Raw genomic sequence first — 16,771 nt, 5'->3', positions numbered from 1 at the left:
CCGCATCCTTCATCTTCTATCTCAAAGAATGAGTCCTGAGCCTAGGGCCATACCCGCTTGCATGTCTTCACGGATAGGCCTCATCGTTCATCGGTAGGGCGCGTATTTTCACATGGGCGTGGCGACAAATAATGCGCTGAAGTATGCTCCATTCGGCCGAAAGTGCGTGAGGGCCTGAAGGTGCCCCGTGAGATAATCATTGAATTATGGTTCTTTAAATGCCAGGCAAAGTGGATGACGTGCTTGATTTGACCACTCACTTTTTGTGAGTGGCTTGCTCATATATCGTTGCTTTTAATGATGTGACGGTTTTCCGATACTCCCGTTATCCAACGAACGGGAGTTTCTGATGACAAATACGCCCCGATACAATCTGTTCATCGACGGAGCTTGGACGGCTCCGGGCTCGAACGAATGGATCGCTGTTGAAAACCCGGCGACTGGCGAAACGGTGGCTCATGTCGCTAAAGGCGAAGCTGGGGATGTTGAAAAGGCTGTCGCCGCCGCGCAAAAGGCTTTTCCGGCCTGGAGCAGAAAAACAGCTCTTGAGCGCGCCGATTATCTTCTTGCGTTAAACACCCTGATTGAACGCGACAAGGAACGTCTGGCGGCGACGATCACCTCTGAAATGGGAAAGCCTCTGAAGGAAGCTCGTGGTGAAATCGACTTCGCTATTGGCCTCATCCGCTTCGCGGCAGAGAACACGCGCCGTCTGGAGGGGGAAATCGTGCCGGGCAGCACGCCGGACGAGAAGATTCTGATCGACCGCGTGCCGCATGGCGTTATCGGGGGGATTGCCGCATGGAATTTTCCCTTTGCACTGTGCGCCCGAAAGATTGGCCCTGCTATCGCCGCAGGCAATACGGTCGTCGTCAAGCCGCATGAACTGACGCCTCTCGCGGGGCTGGAGATGGCGCGTCTTATCGAGGAAGCGAAAATTCCAAACGGCGTCGTCAATATTGTGACGGGCGACGGTCCCGATGTGGGCGTTCCGCTGGTCGCGCATCCGCTCACGAAGCTGATCACCATGACGGGCTCGACGCCTGCGGGTAAAAAAATCATGGCGGCGGCTGCAGAGCACTTGAAGGAGGTTCGTCTCGAACTTGGGGGTAAGGCGCCCTTCATCGTTATGGAGGACGCAGATGTCGAAAAGGCGGCGCAGGCGGCGATAGAGTCCAGGTTTACGAACGCCGGACAGGTCTGCACCTGTAACGAGCGCACCTATGTTCATGACGCAGTCTACGATGCGTTCATCGCGAAGATTCGGGAGAAGATCAGCGGGCTGAAAGTTGGCTCTCCGACGGACCCTGATACCGATATGGGCCCCAAGGTCAGCCTCGCTGAACTGGAGAAAGTTCATGCCATGGTCGAGGGGGCTGTGCGGCAGGGCGGCAAGCTCGAAGTTGGCGGTCATCGTCTGACCGGTCCGGAATACGACAAGGGCTTTTACTACACGCCCACGCTGCTGACTGACGTTCGACAGGATATGGACATCGCCCATAACGAAGTATTCGGGCCGGTCTTGTCCGTCATCCGGGTTGCGGATTTTGATCAGGCGCTGGCCTTCGCTAACGATTGCCGTTATGGCCTGTCGGCTTATCTGTTCACACGCGATCTCGGTCGTATTCTGCGAATGACGCGGGAGCTGGAGTTCGGTGAAGTTTATGTCAATCGTGGCGGCGGCGAAGCCCCCCAGGGGTATCATCATGGCTACGGTGAAAGCGGCCTTGGGGGAGAAGACGGGAAGCATGGTCTGGAAGCTTACGTGCAGACCAAGACCATCTATCTGAACGCCTAATATGACAATATTCGGCGTCATCTCGGTGCTGGCGCCGATCTTTGGTCTGATCGTTTTTGGCGCGATCACTGCAAAACAAAACTGGTTGGGCGCGGACGCGACGAACGTGCTCAACCGCTTTGTCATTCGTCTTGCGCTTCCAGCGGAATTATTCAAAATAACCTGTGATGTTCCGTTGGCGGAACTGAATCACGTTGGTTTCGCCGGGGCATTTGGGCTGGGAATGGTTCTGACTTTTGGGCTGAACTGGCTCGTGCGCTGGCGACGCGACGAGGGACGCCCGCATCGTCTTTCCAATGCGGCTATAGAAGGGTTGTCGGCGGGTTACGCCAACACGTCGTTTATTGGCATTCCGGTTTGTCTCGACGTTTTTGGCGAGCAATCTAAGGCGGCCATCACGATATCCACACTTCTCACGGCTTGCAGCTTGTTCGCCATTGCAATTTTCATGATTGAGTTCGACGAGCAGGCTGGCGGACGAACTGGTGCGGTCATGAGGCGCGTCTCGCGTGCTCTGGCGTTGAATCCTCTGATTTTCATGCCGTTTCTTGGTCTCGTTGTTAATATCACGGGGTTGTCGATTCCTTCGGCAGGAACGACATTCGTGACGTTGCTCGCCGGCGCAGCAAGCCCGTGCGCGCTGCTCACGATCGGGATGTTTCTCGTTGAATCGAGAAAAGCTTCGACTGCGCCATTGTTCGGGACGTTGCGGTTGGCGGGAATGAAGTTGCTTGTGCAGCCTGCGTTGACGTTTCTTCTTGCTGTCACAGTGTTTTCTGAGCAGCCGGTGTGGTCGCGTGAGGCGCTTGTGTTGAGCGCGTTACCCACCGGAACAGGGCCTTTCATGCTGGCCAAGCTTTACGGGCGGGAGGCTGGCGTCGCCAGTCAGGTGACCTTGCTGACGACGATTGCCTCCGTCATTACGTTGTCCATAATTCTTGTCTGGCTTTCATAGCTGCGGCCTATTTCTGAGTGTGTGGCGGCCAACTAATAAAAAATCCGGTCAGCGTGGCTGACCGGATGAAGAGACGAGGCTGAACTTCCGAACTCCGAAGGCTGGTGGTTGCAGCCTTACGGCGTCAGCAACCCTTTCGACGACATAGAGGCGCCGGGCCCGGGCAGCCCGGTGTCTTTCGGTGTCACGGGCTTGCCGTTGTTCTGATCAGGCACGCTGTGCTGGCTCCATCCGCCGCCCAATGCACGATAGACAGTCACCAGATTCTGGTATTTCAGAACATCAACCTGAATACGGCTTTGCTGAGCCTGAAGGTAGTCGCGTTGCGACTGCAGCGTAGTCAGATATGAATCGGAGCCAGTTGAGAAACGCAGTTTCGCAAGATGGAACGCCTCGTTTGAAGCCTCCACCAGCTGCTTTGCCTGCTTCGCTTCGTCAAGGTAGGTTCCGCGCGCTACGAGGGCGTCGGACACTTCCTTGAATGCGCTCTGCACGGTCTTCTGATAGGCGGCAAGATCGACGGCGCGTTCGCCTTTCGCGGTGTGCAAATTGCCGGAGGCCTGACCCCACGTGAAAAGTGGTATCGAAATCTGCGGCGTGAAACCCCAGGTTGTCGCCGCTGACGTGAACAGGCTGTGGAACTGCAGGCTGGAGAGCCCGTCAGTGGCCGTCAGCGAAATTTTCGGGAAAAACGCAGCGCGAGCGGCGCCGATATCTGCGTTCGCCGACAGCAGCGTATGCTCGGCCTGCTCGATGTCAGGGCGCCGGTCAAGTAGGTCCGACGGCAGGCCTGCAGGGATGTCGGCGAGCAGTGTCTGCTCGCCCAACTTGCCCGGTGGCGGCAGGTTGGCCGGGATGGGCGCGCCGATCAGCAGGACAAGGGCGTTTTCGTCCTGCGCCTCCTGCCGGAGCGCGTCATCACGCAACGACGCGGACTGCGCGACCTGCTCTTCGGTCTGACGTAATGTCAGCATGTCCGCTTCGCCACGGTCGAAGCGCAGTTTGGTCAGCCGATACGTCTCGGCCTGCGACTGCCACGTATTCTGAGCAACTTCGGCGAGTTCTCTGGCACCCAACCAGGCGATGTATGCGTTGGCGACCTGCGACACAGTTGAGATCAGAACCGAGCGCTGGTTGGCGACTTGAGCCAATGCTTTTTCACCGGCGCTGCGCGACAGGCTCCGAATGCGTCCGAAGAAGTCGATTTCGTAGGATGAGAAACCAATGCCAGCCGAGTAGTAACGGAACATGGACAGGGTTCGTCCTTGTCCCGGTGCGAAGCTCAAACCAGCAGTCCGCGACGGCGACAGATACATGCCTTCGCCCGTCGCCCCGATAGGCGGCAATAGAGTGGCGTGCTGAACATCGTATTCACCAGACGCCTGTTCAATCGAACCGGCTGCCTGACGCAAGTCGCGGTTTTCCCGAATAGCAATGGCGATCAGGGCGCGCAGACGTGGGTCGGTGAAAAACTCTTCCCAACCGATCCGCCAGGCTTCGCGATTGATCGCGCCGGGTGACGCCGTTCCGCCGACGGCCGTCATGGGGTCGGTCGGATAGGTCGTCGCCATCGGCGGCGCGGTTCTGTGATAGTCGGGGATCATCGTGCACGCCGACAACAGGGCGGCGCTGAATCCGATGACGCCCGCTTTCCGGGCGCCGTGACGGCGCATGGAAAGCTTGCTCGGAGAGTCGATCATGAGTGGGCGCCCTGGTTGGTGTTCCCGATTGTCTTTGGCTCGTCACCGATCTTCTTGGGCTGGACGCGGAAGAGCTTGAGCACGACCACGAAGAACAGCGGCACGAAGAACACGGCGAGCAGCGTTGCGGTCAACATGCCGCCGACGACCGCCGTGCCGATGGCCGTCCGTGCGCCGGACCCGGCTCCCGTGGCGATCGCCAGCGGAAACACGCCGAGAACGAAGGCGATGGAGGTCATCATGATCGGGCGCAGGCGTTCACGTCCGGCGTTAAGCACGGCCTCGGTGAGCGATTGACCAGCTTCGAAATTCGCCTTGGCGAATTCGACGATCAGGATCGCGTTCTTCACGGCCAGACCGACGGTCGTCAGCAATCCGACCTGGAAGTAGACGTCGTTGGCGTATCCACGCCAGAGCGTGCTGACGATGGCGCCCAGCACGCCGAGCGGTATGACCAGGATCACGGCGATGGGAATCGCCCAGCTCTCATACAGTGCGGCGAGGCAGAGCAGGATCACGATGCTGGCCAGAGCGTAGAGAGGGCCAGTCGAGCCGCCGGACGCTTCCTGTTCGAACGACAGACCGGTCCATTCGTAACCGATGCCCGGCGGAAGTTTGGCGAGCGCAGCGCGGATGGCGTCCATGGATTCGCCCGAGCTGTGTCCGGCGGACGGCTGACCCAGAATCTCATAGGAATTCAGGCCGTTGTAGTTTTCGACCTTCTGCGGTCCCATGATCCAGTTGCCTGATGCGATTGCATTGAACGGCACCAGGGTTCCGCCGGAGTTGCGGAGATACCATTTCGCAAGATCCACCGGCAGCATACGGGATTCCGGAATGCCCTGAATGTAGACTTGCTTCACGCGGTCGTCGCGCAGGAACTGGTTGACGTAGATCGAGCCCAGAGCGCCTTCGATGGTCGTGTTGATGTCGGCGTTGGTCAGGCCAAGCGCGTTGGCCTTCTCTCGGTCGATATTGAGGTGGTACTGCGGCGCGTCTTCCATGCCGTTCGGGCGAACGGCCATCAGGCGGGGGTCTTGCGACGCTATGCCGAGGACCATGTTTCGGGCGGCCAAGAGTTTTGCGTGGCCAAGATGCGCGCGGTCTTCCAGTTCGAGATCAAAGCCGGTCGCGTTACCCAACTCCAGCACGGCGGGCGGATTGATCGCAAAAATCTGCGCCTCCGGGTCGCCCCAGAAATGCATCATGATTCGCATGGCGATGGCTGAAGACGTCTGGTCCGCGTCGGGACGGACATCCCAGTCTTTGAGGCGTACGAAGAATGCGCCTGCGGACTGTCCGCGCCCGGCGAAGTTGAATCCGTTCGCCACGAAGACGGACACGACGTTCTTCGCCTCGGTTTTCATGATGTAGTCGGACACACGCTGCGTGACAGCAGAGGTCTGCTCCATCGTCGCGCCCGGCGGCATTGTCACCTGCCCGAAGATCAGGCCCTGATCTTCGTCAGGCAGGAACCCGCCCGGCAGCTTGGTGAACAGGTAGCCCGTGCCACCGGTGATCACCACAAACAGCACCAGAGAAACGGCGACGCGTGAGACCATCCAGTTCACGCCGCCAAGGTAACCCTTGGTGAGACGCGTGAAAGAACGGTTGAACCAGCCGGAAAGACCCTTGGTCTTTTCGCCGCTGCTCGGCTTCAACATGGTCGCGCACAGGGCGGGCGTCATGATGACGGCGACCAGAACGGACAGCCACATGGCCGAACAGATGGTGATGGAGAACTGGCGGTAGATCACGCCCGTCGAACCGCCGAACGCCGCCATGGGCAGGAACACGGCGGTAAGAACCAGCACGATGCCGACCAGCGCGCCGGTGATCTCGTCCATGGAGACGCGGGCAGCTTCCTTCGGGGAAAGATTCTGCTCGTGCATGACACGTTCGACGTTTTCGACGACGACGATGGCGTCGTCGACGAGCAGGCCGACGGCCAGCACCATGGCGAGCATGGTCAGGGTGTTGACGGAGAAGCCGAACGCCGACAGCAGGCCGAACGTGCCGAGAAGCACGACCGGCACGGCGATCGTCGGGATCAGCGTGGCGCGGAAATTCTGCAGGAAGACGAGCATGACCAGGAACACGAGGCCAATGGCTTCGAGCAGGGTGATGATCACTTCCTTGATCGACAGGACGATGAAGGGAGCCGTATCCAGTGGGTAGACGGTCTTCAGGCCCGGCGGATAGAATTTCTCGAGCTGGTGAATCTCTTTGTAGACAGCGTCTTCTGTCGACAACTGGTTGGCGCCGACAGCGAGTTTCAGCGCGAGGCCTGCCGCCGGATGTCCGTTGTAGACGGAGTTCATGTTGTAGCTCTGCGCGCCCAGCTCGACCGAGCCGACGTCGCCGATATGAACCTGCGAGCCGTCAGGCTGCACTTTCAGCAGGATCTTCTTGAACTCGTCAGGAGAGGTCAGACGGGTTGGACCGATGACGGAGGCGTCAAGACGAATGCCCGGCTTGGCGGTCAGGCCGCCGAGCTCACCCGACGAAACCTGAATGTTCTGGGCCTGGATGGCGGATTCAACGTCGCCGATCGTCAACGCGTATTTGTAGAGCTTTGACGGGTCGACCCAGATGCGCATCGCATATTCGGAGCCGAACAGCGTGTGATCGCCGACGCCGGAGACGCGGGAGATCGGATCGGACACGTTGGAGGCCACGTAGTCCGCAATGTCGACGCCGCTCATCGACCCGTCGGTCGAGATGAAGGCGACGAACATCATGAAGTTCTTCACAGCCTTCGTGACGCTGAGGCCCTGAGTGGTGACTTCGGTCGGAAGCAGCGGCTGTGCGAGCTGCAGCTTGTTCTGAACCTGCACCTGCGCGATGTCAGGGTTGGTCCCCTGTTCGAACGTCAGGTCGATTTCCATCTGGCCCGACGCGTAAGACTGCGACGAGATGTATTCCAGATGATCCAGACCGTACATCTGCTGCAGGATCGGCCGTACGGTGGTGTTGTTCACCGTTTCGGCCGACGCGCCCGGATAGGTCACGGTAATCGCGATTTGCGGCGGGGCTATGCTTGGATACTGGGCGATCGGCATCTGGAATATCGAGACGCCGCCGACCAGCATGATGACGAGACCGATGACCCACGCAAAGATGGGGCGGTCAATGAAGAAACGTGACATGGCGGATTAATTTCCCGACTTCGTGGTCTCGTCGTCGACGAATGGCACGGGGGTCGTCTTGTCGCCGGGATGGATCTTCTGCAGCCCCGTGACGATGACGCGATCGCCAGCGGCGACGCCGCCGGTGACGATCCAGTCCGTTCCAAGCGCCTGCTGCGTTGTGATCGTACGAACGGCGACTTTGTTATCGGACGTCAGCACCATGACTTGCGGCGCGTCGTGAGCGTCGCGGGAGACAGCCTGCTGCGGCACGAGAAGAGCGTTCGGGTCCATACCCTCGTCGAGTGTCGCGTGGACATACATGCCGGGGAGCAGGAGCTTGTCGGGATTGGAGAATTTCGCGCGTACGACGATCGTGGACGTTGCTGTGTCCACGTTGACTTCACTGAATTCCAAGGTGCCGGGGAGGCTGTAAGACGAACCGTCTTCAAGCGTCAGCTTAACCGTGGCGGCGTTGTCGCCAGCGCGTTCGATCTGACCGGACGCCAGTTCGCGCCTGAAACGAAGCAACTCGACGGCAGGAAGATTGACGTCGACAAAAATCGGGTCAAGGCGGGTGACTGTCGTCAGCAGATTGGTCTGCCCGGCCGTCGCCAGAGCGCCGACCGTGATGACGGAGCGACCGATGCGCCCCGAGATCGGTGCGTTGACCTTTGTGTAGCGAAGATTGACGGCAGCGTTCTCTACCTGCCCCTGCGCAACCTGAACCTGCGCCTGATCCGCCAGATAAGTCGCCTTGGCATCGTCCAGTTCCTGCTGGCTGATCGCGTGTTCGCGTATCAGGGACTGATAGCGCTGATACTTGGCCTGGGCGGTCACAAGGTTGGCTTTGGCGGCCGCCAGTTGTCCAAGGTAGCTGTCGTAGGTGGACTGATAGAACGAAGGATCGATCTGGTACAGTTGCTGTCCAGCCGTAACGTCGGAGCCTTCGACGAAGAGGCGTTTCTGGATGACGCCGTTCACCTGCGGGCGAACCTGCGCAATCTCATATGCTTCGGTCCGGCCCGGCAGTTGCGTGTGCAACTGGACGGCCTGCGTCTTCAGGGTCACAAAGCCGACTTGCTGGGGAGGTGGGGCAGGCGGAGCGTGCTTGCGCTCACACCCAGCCAGCACAAAAAGTCCCGCTGTGGGGATCAGGGCGGCCCGAACGGCCACCGGGAGACGAGAGCGCCTGGTCACGGACGTGATGTACCTATTTTGCTGCGAACGGATTCTGACGCGGTCCAGCGATGCAAGATTTCGCGAGGACAGCTAACCACACTCGACATTATGAAACTATTTGGTTTCTTATCGATTGGAAACTATATGGTATCCTAAACCCGGTCAAGCTGCCCCTGCGGACATCGTGCGGGTATTGCAATCACAAACAGGAATCGGAGCAGAGGTGAAGCAGACGGAGTCCCATCCAAAGCGCGTCGGGCGGCGAAAATCTTCGCCTTCGGATGGCTTGCGTGAATTTTCTGCGCACTCGGATTCAGTTCGTGACAAAGTATGTCACGAACTTCGCGAGGCGGAGGCAGCCGAGGCGTGCTGTGGCGCGCGCTCGCCTGGCCGTCCCGTGACCATGCAGGAGGACGAACGGCGGGAGCGGATTCTCGATGCGGCGTGTGTCGTTTTGCGCGGACATGGTTACGTCGGCGCATCGATGGACAAGGTCGCCAACGCGTGCGGCATGTCGAAGCGTACGCTGTATCACATTTTCCCGTCGAAGCATGAACTGATACACGAGGTTATTGCGACCCGGTTCTTCTTTGTGCAGGCGCCTCTGGATCCAAATACGGGGACTGCGAAGGAGCGCTTGACCGCACTGCTCGTCTGTCTGGCGAACCACCTGCTGAGGCCGGATCGTGTAAGTCTTGCTCGGGCAATCATTGCGGACGCCCAGGAATCCGAAGAAATTCAGGATATTATCGCTCAGTTGAAATTCGAGGGCGAACGCGACCCGGTCGACGACGAACTGCGCGCCTGCGTCGCTGAGCTGGGGCTTGTTTGCGATATATCGAGAGCGCGACGTATTCTGTTTGGCGTGACGATAGGCGAGTTGCTCCTGCATCAGTTCTGTATGCCCGGTCATCCTGACGAGTGGAGCGAGGTCAAGCTGCGCGTCGAGACAGGCGTTGAAATCTTCCTTGCCGGGCTGAAGGCGGTCGACTGGGAGGCGTTGCCCCCAAGCGCCTGCGCTGCGTGAGATTGGAAGAGCGGCACCTCAGATAATGTAGTCGATCGGAGGCAGCGTCTGGTCCATCGTCAACGAGGGCAGGCCCAGATGGCGGGTGCCGACCTTGCGCGCAGGATTGCCGACGACGGTGGTATAAGGCGGCACGCTTTCCAGAACGATCGATCCCGCGCCAATCTTGGCGCCTTCGCCGAGTTCGATATTTCCCAGTATTTTGGCGCCCGCGCCGATCAGAACGCCGCGCCGGATCTTGGGGTGACGGTCGCCCGCGTGCTTGCCTGTGCCGCCAAGGGTCACGTTCTGCAGGATGGAGACATCATCCTCGACGATCGACGTCTCGCCAATGACGATGCCGGTTCCATGGTCGAGGAGTATGCGTCTGCCGAGGCGGGCCGCCGGATGGATGTCGACTCCGAACAGCTCGGACGCTCTGCTCTGCAGGTGAAGCGAGAGATGTCTGCGGCCAGCGAGCCAGAGCCAGTTCGCGACGCGATAGGATTGCACGGCGTGGAACCCTTTGAAGAATAGAAAAGGCGTCACGTAATCGGGGCAAGCGGGGTCGCGCTCGCGAATGGCGTGGATGTCAGCAGCTGCGGCGCGAAGCGTCTCGGGCGTCGCGGCGTAGCATTCGTGCACAAGCTCAGTGAGAGCGTCGGCGGCGACGGCGCGGTCTCCAAGCTTGCGTCCGATCAGTGCGGCCATGGCCTCGGCGAAGCAGCCGTGGCTCTTCACGCCCGTCCAGAGCAGCCCTTTCACCAACGGGTCGGCGCAAATCATTGATTCACTAAGCATTTGCGTCCAGAGCGCAGTCAGATCGATCTGACGATCGAGATCCTTGAACTGGGCGCCGCCGCGTTCTGCGTCGGTGTCTGCAAGTGAGAGCGCTGAAGCGTTCAGTGTGTTCGAGCGGGCGGACATGCGAGGCTCTCCTCGGCTGATCGTATCGGTAGCAGATCGCATCACTTGGAGTTGTCTGACGCGGAAACAAGGGGCGCCTCGTCAGGTTCACTCGTTGTTGCGGCTTTCGTGTCACGCGACGGCAGCGAAACAATCTGAGTCTTGGCGAGATAAATCGAATGGAGGCGGCGCTTTCTGGTCGACGTTTCGACGCGCCTTATCGTAAGTAACCGGATTATCTATTCGATATGCACATAAGGGGAGTGGAACCCATTCAAGAAAAGTCGAACGTGCCGCTGGCTATCGGAGCGCTGCTTTGTGCGGTCGCCGGGCTGGGTCTGACGGTCGGGGGAGCATGGCTCGCGCTGCTGGGCGGCTCCCCTTATTACGCCATCACCGGCGTCGGGCTCCTTCTCACCGCTGTTTTGTTGTGGCGACGGCATGAGGCGGCTCTTTGGGTCTACGCCGTCATCGTCGCCTATACGCTGGTCTGGAGTGTGGTCGAGGCGGGGTTCGACTTCTGGGAGCTTGCGCCGCGAGGCGATTTCCTTTTGCCGCTTGGGATTTGGCTGTTGTTGCCGTGGGTCACAGGCAAGCTTGGCCCGGCGATGAACCTTTCCAAGCTGCCGCTTGCGGCGGGCATTGGCGCGGGCGTCGTCATCTACGGATATGCGCTGACGCAGGACCCGCAGGATATCGCAGGCTCCCTGCCGCAGGCGTCAGCATCCGCGCGCATTACCCCTGCTGATCAGGGCGAAGCTGTCGCCGCAGACTGGCCAGCCTGGGGTCGGACGCAGTTTGGCGACCGCTACTCGCCGCTGACCCAGATCACGCCTGCGAACGTTGGCAAGCTCAAGGTCGCGTGGACGTTTCGAACGGGTGACACGCGCGGGCCGAACGATCCGATCGAGACGACGGATGAAGTCACGCCGATCAAGATCCGCGACACGCTTTATCTTTGCTCCCCGCACCAGATTCTCTTTGCTCTGGACGCCGCCACCGGCAAGCAGAAGTGGAAGTTCGATCCGCAGATCAAGGCCAAGTCGACGTTTCAGCATCTGACCTGCCGTGGCGTTTCGTACCATGAGACGCATGAAGGAGATCAGACGATCGATGGAGCGGCGGTCCCCAACGACTGCGTGCATCGCATCTTCCTGCCTGTGAACGACGGTCGGTTGTTCGCCATCGATGCGGACACGGGGCAACGCTGCTCCCGCTTCGGCAATGATGGCGAGATCGATCTGACGAACGGCATGCCCATGAAGGAGGCGGGCTTCTACGAGCCAACCTCGCCGCCGGTCGTGACTGATAAAGTGGTGATCGTTTCGGGCGCCGTGATGGACAACTACTCCACGCATGAGCCTTCGGGCGTCACGCGCGGATTCGACGTCTATACAGGCAATCTGGTGTGGGCGTTCGATCCGGGCAATCCGGATCCGAACCAGTTGCCGGAGAATGGCCACGCCTATGTGGCGAATTCGCCGAATTCGTGGATTACGTCCGCCTATGACGCGAAGCTGAATCTGGTCTACATTCCGACTGGCGTCGCAACGCCCGATATCTGGGGTGGAAACCGCACGCCAGATCAGGAGCGTTACGCTTCCGGGATTCTCGCTCTCAATGCCGACACTGGAAAGCTCGCCTGGTTCTATCAGACCGTGCATCACGATCTGTGGGATATGGACGTGCCGTCGCAGCCGACTCTCGTCGATATCCATAAGGACGACGGAACCGTCATCCCGGCTATCTATGCTCCGGCAAAGACAGGTAACATCTTCGTGCTTGATCGCCGGAACGGGCAGTTGGTAGTGCCTGCGCCAGAGACGAAAGTTCCCCAGGGCGTGGCGCCAGGCGACAGGCTTTCGCCCACGCAGCCTTACTCGGAACTCAGCTTCCGGCCTCGCCGCAATTTGACGGACGCGGACATGTGGGGGTCGACGATGTTCGACCAACTCGCCTGCCGCATCATCTTCAAGAAGCTACGGTATGACGGGCCTTTCACGCCTCCGTCGTTGCAGGGCACGCTGGTGTTCCCTGGCAATCTCGGCATGTTCGAATGGGGCGGCATAGCGGTTGATCCTATGAGGCAGGTCGCGATCGCGAACCCGATGGCTCTGCCTTTCGTTTCGACGCTTATTCCGCGAGGGCCAAAGAATCCGGCGACGCCGGACCACTCACAGCCTGCAGGGACCGAAACGGGTGTTCAGCCGCAGTTCGGCGTGCCTTATGGCGTGGATCTGCACCCGCTGCTTTCGCCGCTCGGCATTCCATGCAAGGCGCCGGGCTGGGGTTACATGGCCGGGATCGATCTCAAGACGAACAAGGTGGTCTGGAAGCACCGGAACGGCACGATCCGCGATAGTTCTCCGGTTCCTCTTCCGTTCAAGCTTGGCGTTCCTACCCTTGGGGGACCGCTCACCACTGCTGGCGGCGTGGCGTTCCTGACTGCGACGCTTGACGACTACATCCGCGCATACGACGTGACGACCGGAGCGCAGCTCTGGCAGGACCGTCTTCCCGCCGGGGGACAGTCCAACCCGATGACATATGAGGTCGGGGGCAAGCAGTATGTCGTGACGGCCGACGGCGGACATGGCTCGTTCGGCACGAAGATGGGCGATTACGTCGTGGCGTATTCGCTGGATCAGTAAACGTTTCCTCCCGCCCGGCTTGTCGCCGGGTGGGAGTCTTCTGAGGAAGCGTCATATCCGATGATTTGCTTCAGGTAACATTCCGGTCTGGGTTGTCGCCGGTGCCGGCTATGTTGTCCGACGCTCGCGCTCCGCATTGCGATAGACTACGCGCGGAATCACGGCCAGAAGTCCGCGTATCGTCGCTTCGCGGGATAACCCCGTCTCTCTCGAAAATTCGGCGATTTTCTCATCAGGAATCAAGGCTCTTACCAAGTCGACTTCTGCCGCCTCAGTGAGAGGGCGGTCGCGCCAGTGCTGAAGCAGGCCGTCCAACCCGGCTTCTTTCGCGCGTTGTCGCACGACGGGAATACCTTCCGCCCCTTCCTTGCCCATGTAATCGCTGACGGCGGATGTCAGGCCTGAGTGATCGCCGTGCGCGCGGGTCAGGAAGTCTGCGACGTTGTTGGCCCTTCCGGGCAGGTTGTCACGTGTTGCTGTTGCCATGGAAGTGTCTTTCATAAGGAAGGACGACGGATGGCGACGTGCGAGCGAGGATCGGAGTAACTGCGCCGCGCTCGCGTGACGCCTGTTCCATGCAACGTTGATGCAGGAGCGCGGTTCAGGGCGCCCTAGCGGCTTCCTCTCGCACACGACCGACCCCTTCGGACTCGTCGGGGACCAGGTAGGAGATATGTGCGCCTTGCAGGTGGAACTGCCGAACCGTGCTCTCGGCGTGCTCGCTAAGCTTGGGATTTCAGGTCCGGGGCGTATGAACGGCCAGAAACATATCGACGGAGCGTGTGGCGATCCGCTCTATTTCCTCTGGCGATGTGTCGACCGTCATTCGCAGGCGACACCGCATGGCGACCCGAGTCTGGCACAGGGCGAAGAACTGCTCGGCGGCGAATTCGGGTTCGGGGACGACGAGGTGCCCGTTCGCTGTCTGCGTCTGTAGCCAGCGCGAGAGAGTTCGGATGCCGATGGCCGGACCGTTGTCCCAGAATGTCTGCGCAAGGTGCGGGAAGCGCGGCGCCTCGGAGATGACGATGCGGTAAAGCATCAGGGTGGTCGGCGCGACCACCAGACCGATCATGCCTTTCGCGATTCCAAGGAGCACGCCTCGCGGAGGCAGATCCTGACGGATGGACTGAAAGGCGTTGGGCAGCCCGTTGCGGGACGTCTGCCTTACGAAGGCGGTGAACAGCGCGGCTTTGTTGTCGAAATAGTTATAGAGAGTGCCTTTCGACACCCCGGCGCGGCGGGCGATGTGCGACATGCTGGCGCCTTCGTACCCGAGTTCCGCGAATATCTCTCCGGCGCCGACGAGAATTTGCTGATATTTCGCGCCGCCTTCTTCGGGGTCGCACGTCGGGCACGTCAAAACGTCCGCGGCTGGCGCGCTGCTCGGAGAATCTGTCTCTATACCCGTCGGGGTCGCGCCCGTTCCGGGGTCAGTCTCTGCCATAATATCCTCTGCGATGGGGCGCTCACGATTGACGCCCGAGGGAAAGCCGATAGGTTTGCATGCTGACCGAACGGGTCGGTCAGCGTCAAGGCGGGTGTGATATGGGCGGGGCGGGAAGCTCGGGGGTTCGTAATCACGCGCGGGGCGCGAGTGATCGGCCAGTATCGCCCCATCGTCCGGAAGTGCTGCGACGTGCGGCGAAGATTACATGGCAGCGGAAACTTGTTGGTGAGGAATTCAGCGTGAGAGCAGCAAATTCGAGGCGGCTTGTAACAGGCCTCGCGGTCCTGCTTGCCGGATGCGCCGTCGGCCCGAATTATCAGAAGCCTCAGACTTGGACGCCGCCAAAATGGCGGCCTTCTCAGGTCGCGGACGGAGTGAAGGGCGGTAGCGTGACCGTCCCGGACGCGCCGGACGTCGCGTGGTGGGATATTTTCCACGACGCCGAACTCTCTTCTCTTGAGCGGCGCCTCGCAAGCGAAAACCTCGACGTGCAGCGCGCTGCGGCACAGCTTTCGCAAAGTCGTGCGCAGCTCGTCATCGCTGGAGCCGAGCGGTATCCGGGGCTGAGCGCGACCGGATCGTATTCCAGAGCGCAATACAGCACCAAGATGCTGCAGAGGATTGTCTCGGACGTCGGTAAGAGCGCGGTGGGTGGCCCGGACGGGACGTTGATCGATCAATCGACCGGCTACGCCACGATCCCGTTACTGGATCAGTGGCGAGATAGCGTCGATGCGACATGGGAAGTCGATCTCTGGGGACGCGTTCGCCGGCAGTATGAAGCCGCCAAAGCTTATCTTGATGAGAGTGCAGAGCAGCGCCGGAGCATGCTGATCGCGCGTGAAGGCGATCTCGCTCGGGATTACGTTGCGTTGAGGGCTGCTCAGGAGCAGCTTCGCATTCTCAAGGCCAATCGCGACGACGCGCAGAAGCTGCTCGATCTGAGTTCGGCGCGCTTCAAGGCGGGCCTTGTCAGTGAACTCGACCAGCAGACCGCCAAGTCGCAGCTTGAAGCGACGTCGTCGCAGATTCCGCAGTTCGATCAGCGGATCGCACAGCAGATCAATGCGATCTCGCTGCTGATGGGGTCGCCGCCGGGCGCTTTGTATGATGAGTTATCCCGGCCGTCAGCGGTTCCGCCGGTGCCGGGACATGTTCCCGTCGGCGTTCCGTCCGAACTGGCTGAGCGTCGCCCGGACATTCGGGCGGCGGCGGCGCAATTGCATGGCGCAACGGCTGAGATAGGCGAGGCTGAGGCAGATTTTTACCCGAAGGTGACGATCGACGCCGGGTTCGGTTTCCAGTCTTTGTCATTCCGGGATCTTGGTTTCTGGAATGCGCGTGCGTGGAATGTCGGGCCATCGATCACTCTGCCGATCTTTCAGGGCGGCCGTCTGCGTGGTCAGCTTGCGTTGAAGAAAGCCGCACAGAAAGAGGCGGCGCTCAATTATCGCAGCACCGTCCTCAGTGCGTGGAAAGACGTTGACGACGCTCTTACGGCGTACTCGACCGAGCAGGCGCGGCGCGACCAGTTGCAGGCGGAGACGGCAACCAATCGTCGGGCCTACGATCTGGCGCGTGAACAGTATCGTCACGGCATGACCAGTTCGCTGCAGGTGTTGGATGCTGAGCGCCGCGTTCTTCAGTCGGAAATGGATCTGGCTGACAGTGCTGCGACCGTCTCGACGAATCTCGTTCGCCTCTACAATGCGCTTGGCGGCGGGTGGGAATCGTCTTTTCCGACTGTTGGGATGGCTACGACTGGCTTGAAATCGCGGTTGGCTGCCGGTCTTGCGGGTTGAGGTGAAAAATCTGCGTTTTTTTTGTGGGTTGGTGTTGACGGTGTGGTGTGAGGGGGCTTATACCCCCGTTCACCGGCGGCGCTGGGGGGTTGATCTCCTCGGACGAAGCGGGTAGAGTTCTCGGCCCGCGGGTTAGCGGGTCTGATCTTTGACAAGAGAATATGAGATAGAGAGGGATATGCTGACGGCGTTT

General features: G+C 60.0%; 11 protein-coding genes. 5 read left to right on the top strand and 6 right to left on the bottom strand.

What is annotated here, in order from left to right; translation table 11 throughout:
• Positions 1-349: 349 nt before the first annotated feature.
• Together aldA and HK28_RS13535 are read left to right on the top strand one after the other, a co-directional pair.
• Positions 350-1,798: an aldehyde dehydrogenase gene (gene aldA / locus HK28_RS13540; RefSeq protein ID WP_086645052.1), complete on the top strand. Its 1,449-nt coding sequence runs from the start codon at positions 350-352 to the stop codon at positions 1,796-1,798.
• 1 nt (position 1,799) lies between these two features.
• A complete protein-coding gene (locus HK28_RS13535; protein WP_086645051.1) occupies positions 1,800-2,753 on the top strand; it encodes an AEC family transporter in 954 nt (317 codons plus the stop codon).
• 116 nt (positions 2,754-2,869) lie between these two features.
• On the opposite strand, the gene HK28_RS13530 is transcribed toward HK28_RS13535, so the two are convergent.
• Genes HK28_RS13530 through HK28_RS13520 form a run of 3 tightly spaced genes read right to left on the bottom strand, consistent with a single transcriptional unit; the run spans position 2,870 to position 8,781 of the window.
• Entirely contained in the window at positions 2,870-4,453 is a 1,584-nt protein-coding gene (locus HK28_RS13530) for an efflux transporter outer membrane subunit (protein WP_369823671.1), read from the bottom strand.
• A complete protein-coding gene (locus HK28_RS13525) occupies positions 4,450-7,602 on the bottom strand; it encodes an efflux RND transporter permease subunit (RefSeq protein WP_086645050.1) in 3,153 nt (1,050 codons plus the stop codon). The genes HK28_RS13530 and HK28_RS13525 overlap by 4 nt, the downstream gene beginning before the upstream one ends.
• A gap of 6 nt (positions 7,603-7,608) precedes the next feature.
• Positions 7,609-8,781, bottom strand: a complete 1,173-nt coding sequence (locus HK28_RS13520; RefSeq protein ID WP_369823670.1) for an efflux RND transporter periplasmic adaptor subunit — start codon at positions 8,779-8,781, stop codon at positions 7,609-7,611.
• A gap of 385 nt (positions 8,782-9,166) precedes the next feature.
• Between HK28_RS13520 and HK28_RS13515 the strand changes: the two genes are divergently transcribed.
• Positions 9,167-9,790, top strand: a complete 624-nt coding sequence (locus tag HK28_RS13515; protein WP_233140559.1) for a TetR/AcrR family transcriptional regulator — start codon at positions 9,167-9,169, stop codon at positions 9,788-9,790.
• Between the two features lie 18 nt (positions 9,791-9,808).
• Here the strand turns inward: HK28_RS13515 and cysE are convergent, their stop codons facing one another.
• Positions 9,809-10,570, bottom strand: coding sequence for a serine O-acetyltransferase (gene cysE / locus HK28_RS13510; protein ID WP_233140558.1), 762 nt, complete (start codon positions 10,568-10,570; stop codon positions 9,809-9,811).
• Positions 10,571-10,923: 353 nt separating this feature from the next.
• Between cysE and HK28_RS13505 the strand changes: the two genes are divergently transcribed.
• Positions 10,924-13,326, top strand: coding sequence for a glucose/quinate/shikimate family membrane-bound PQQ-dependent dehydrogenase (locus tag HK28_RS13505; protein ID WP_086645046.1), 2,403 nt, complete (start codon positions 10,924-10,926; stop codon positions 13,324-13,326).
• A 108-nt stretch (positions 13,327-13,434) separates the two neighbouring features.
• Here HK28_RS13505 and HK28_RS13500 read toward each other — a convergent pair whose 3' ends face one another.
• Both HK28_RS13500 and HK28_RS13495 read right to left on the bottom strand, forming a co-directional pair.
• The gene (locus HK28_RS13500; RefSeq protein ID WP_086645045.1) at positions 13,435-13,812 is read right to left on the bottom strand and encodes a hypothetical protein; all 378 of its coding nucleotides are present in this window, start codon (positions 13,810-13,812) and stop codon (positions 13,435-13,437) included.
• A 250-nt stretch (positions 13,813-14,062) separates the two neighbouring features.
• Complete coding sequence (locus HK28_RS13495; RefSeq protein ID WP_086645044.1) at positions 14,063-14,773, bottom strand: TetR/AcrR family transcriptional regulator; 711 nt, start codon at positions 14,771-14,773, stop codon at positions 14,063-14,065.
• A gap of 242 nt (positions 14,774-15,015) precedes the next feature.
• Between HK28_RS13495 and HK28_RS13490 the strand changes: the two genes are divergently transcribed.
• Positions 15,016-16,578 (top strand): efflux transporter outer membrane subunit, encoded by a 1,563-nt coding sequence (locus tag HK28_RS13490; protein ID WP_233140557.1) that lies wholly within the window; start codon positions 15,016-15,018, stop codon positions 16,576-16,578.
• Positions 16,579-16,771 lie beyond the last annotated feature (193 nt).

This window comes from Acetobacter sp. DsW_063 (assembly GCF_002153745.1).
Classification (GTDB): Bacteria; Pseudomonadota; Alphaproteobacteria; order Acetobacterales; family Acetobacteraceae; genus Acetobacter.
This window is presented reverse-complemented; position numbering and strand designations above follow the sequence as displayed.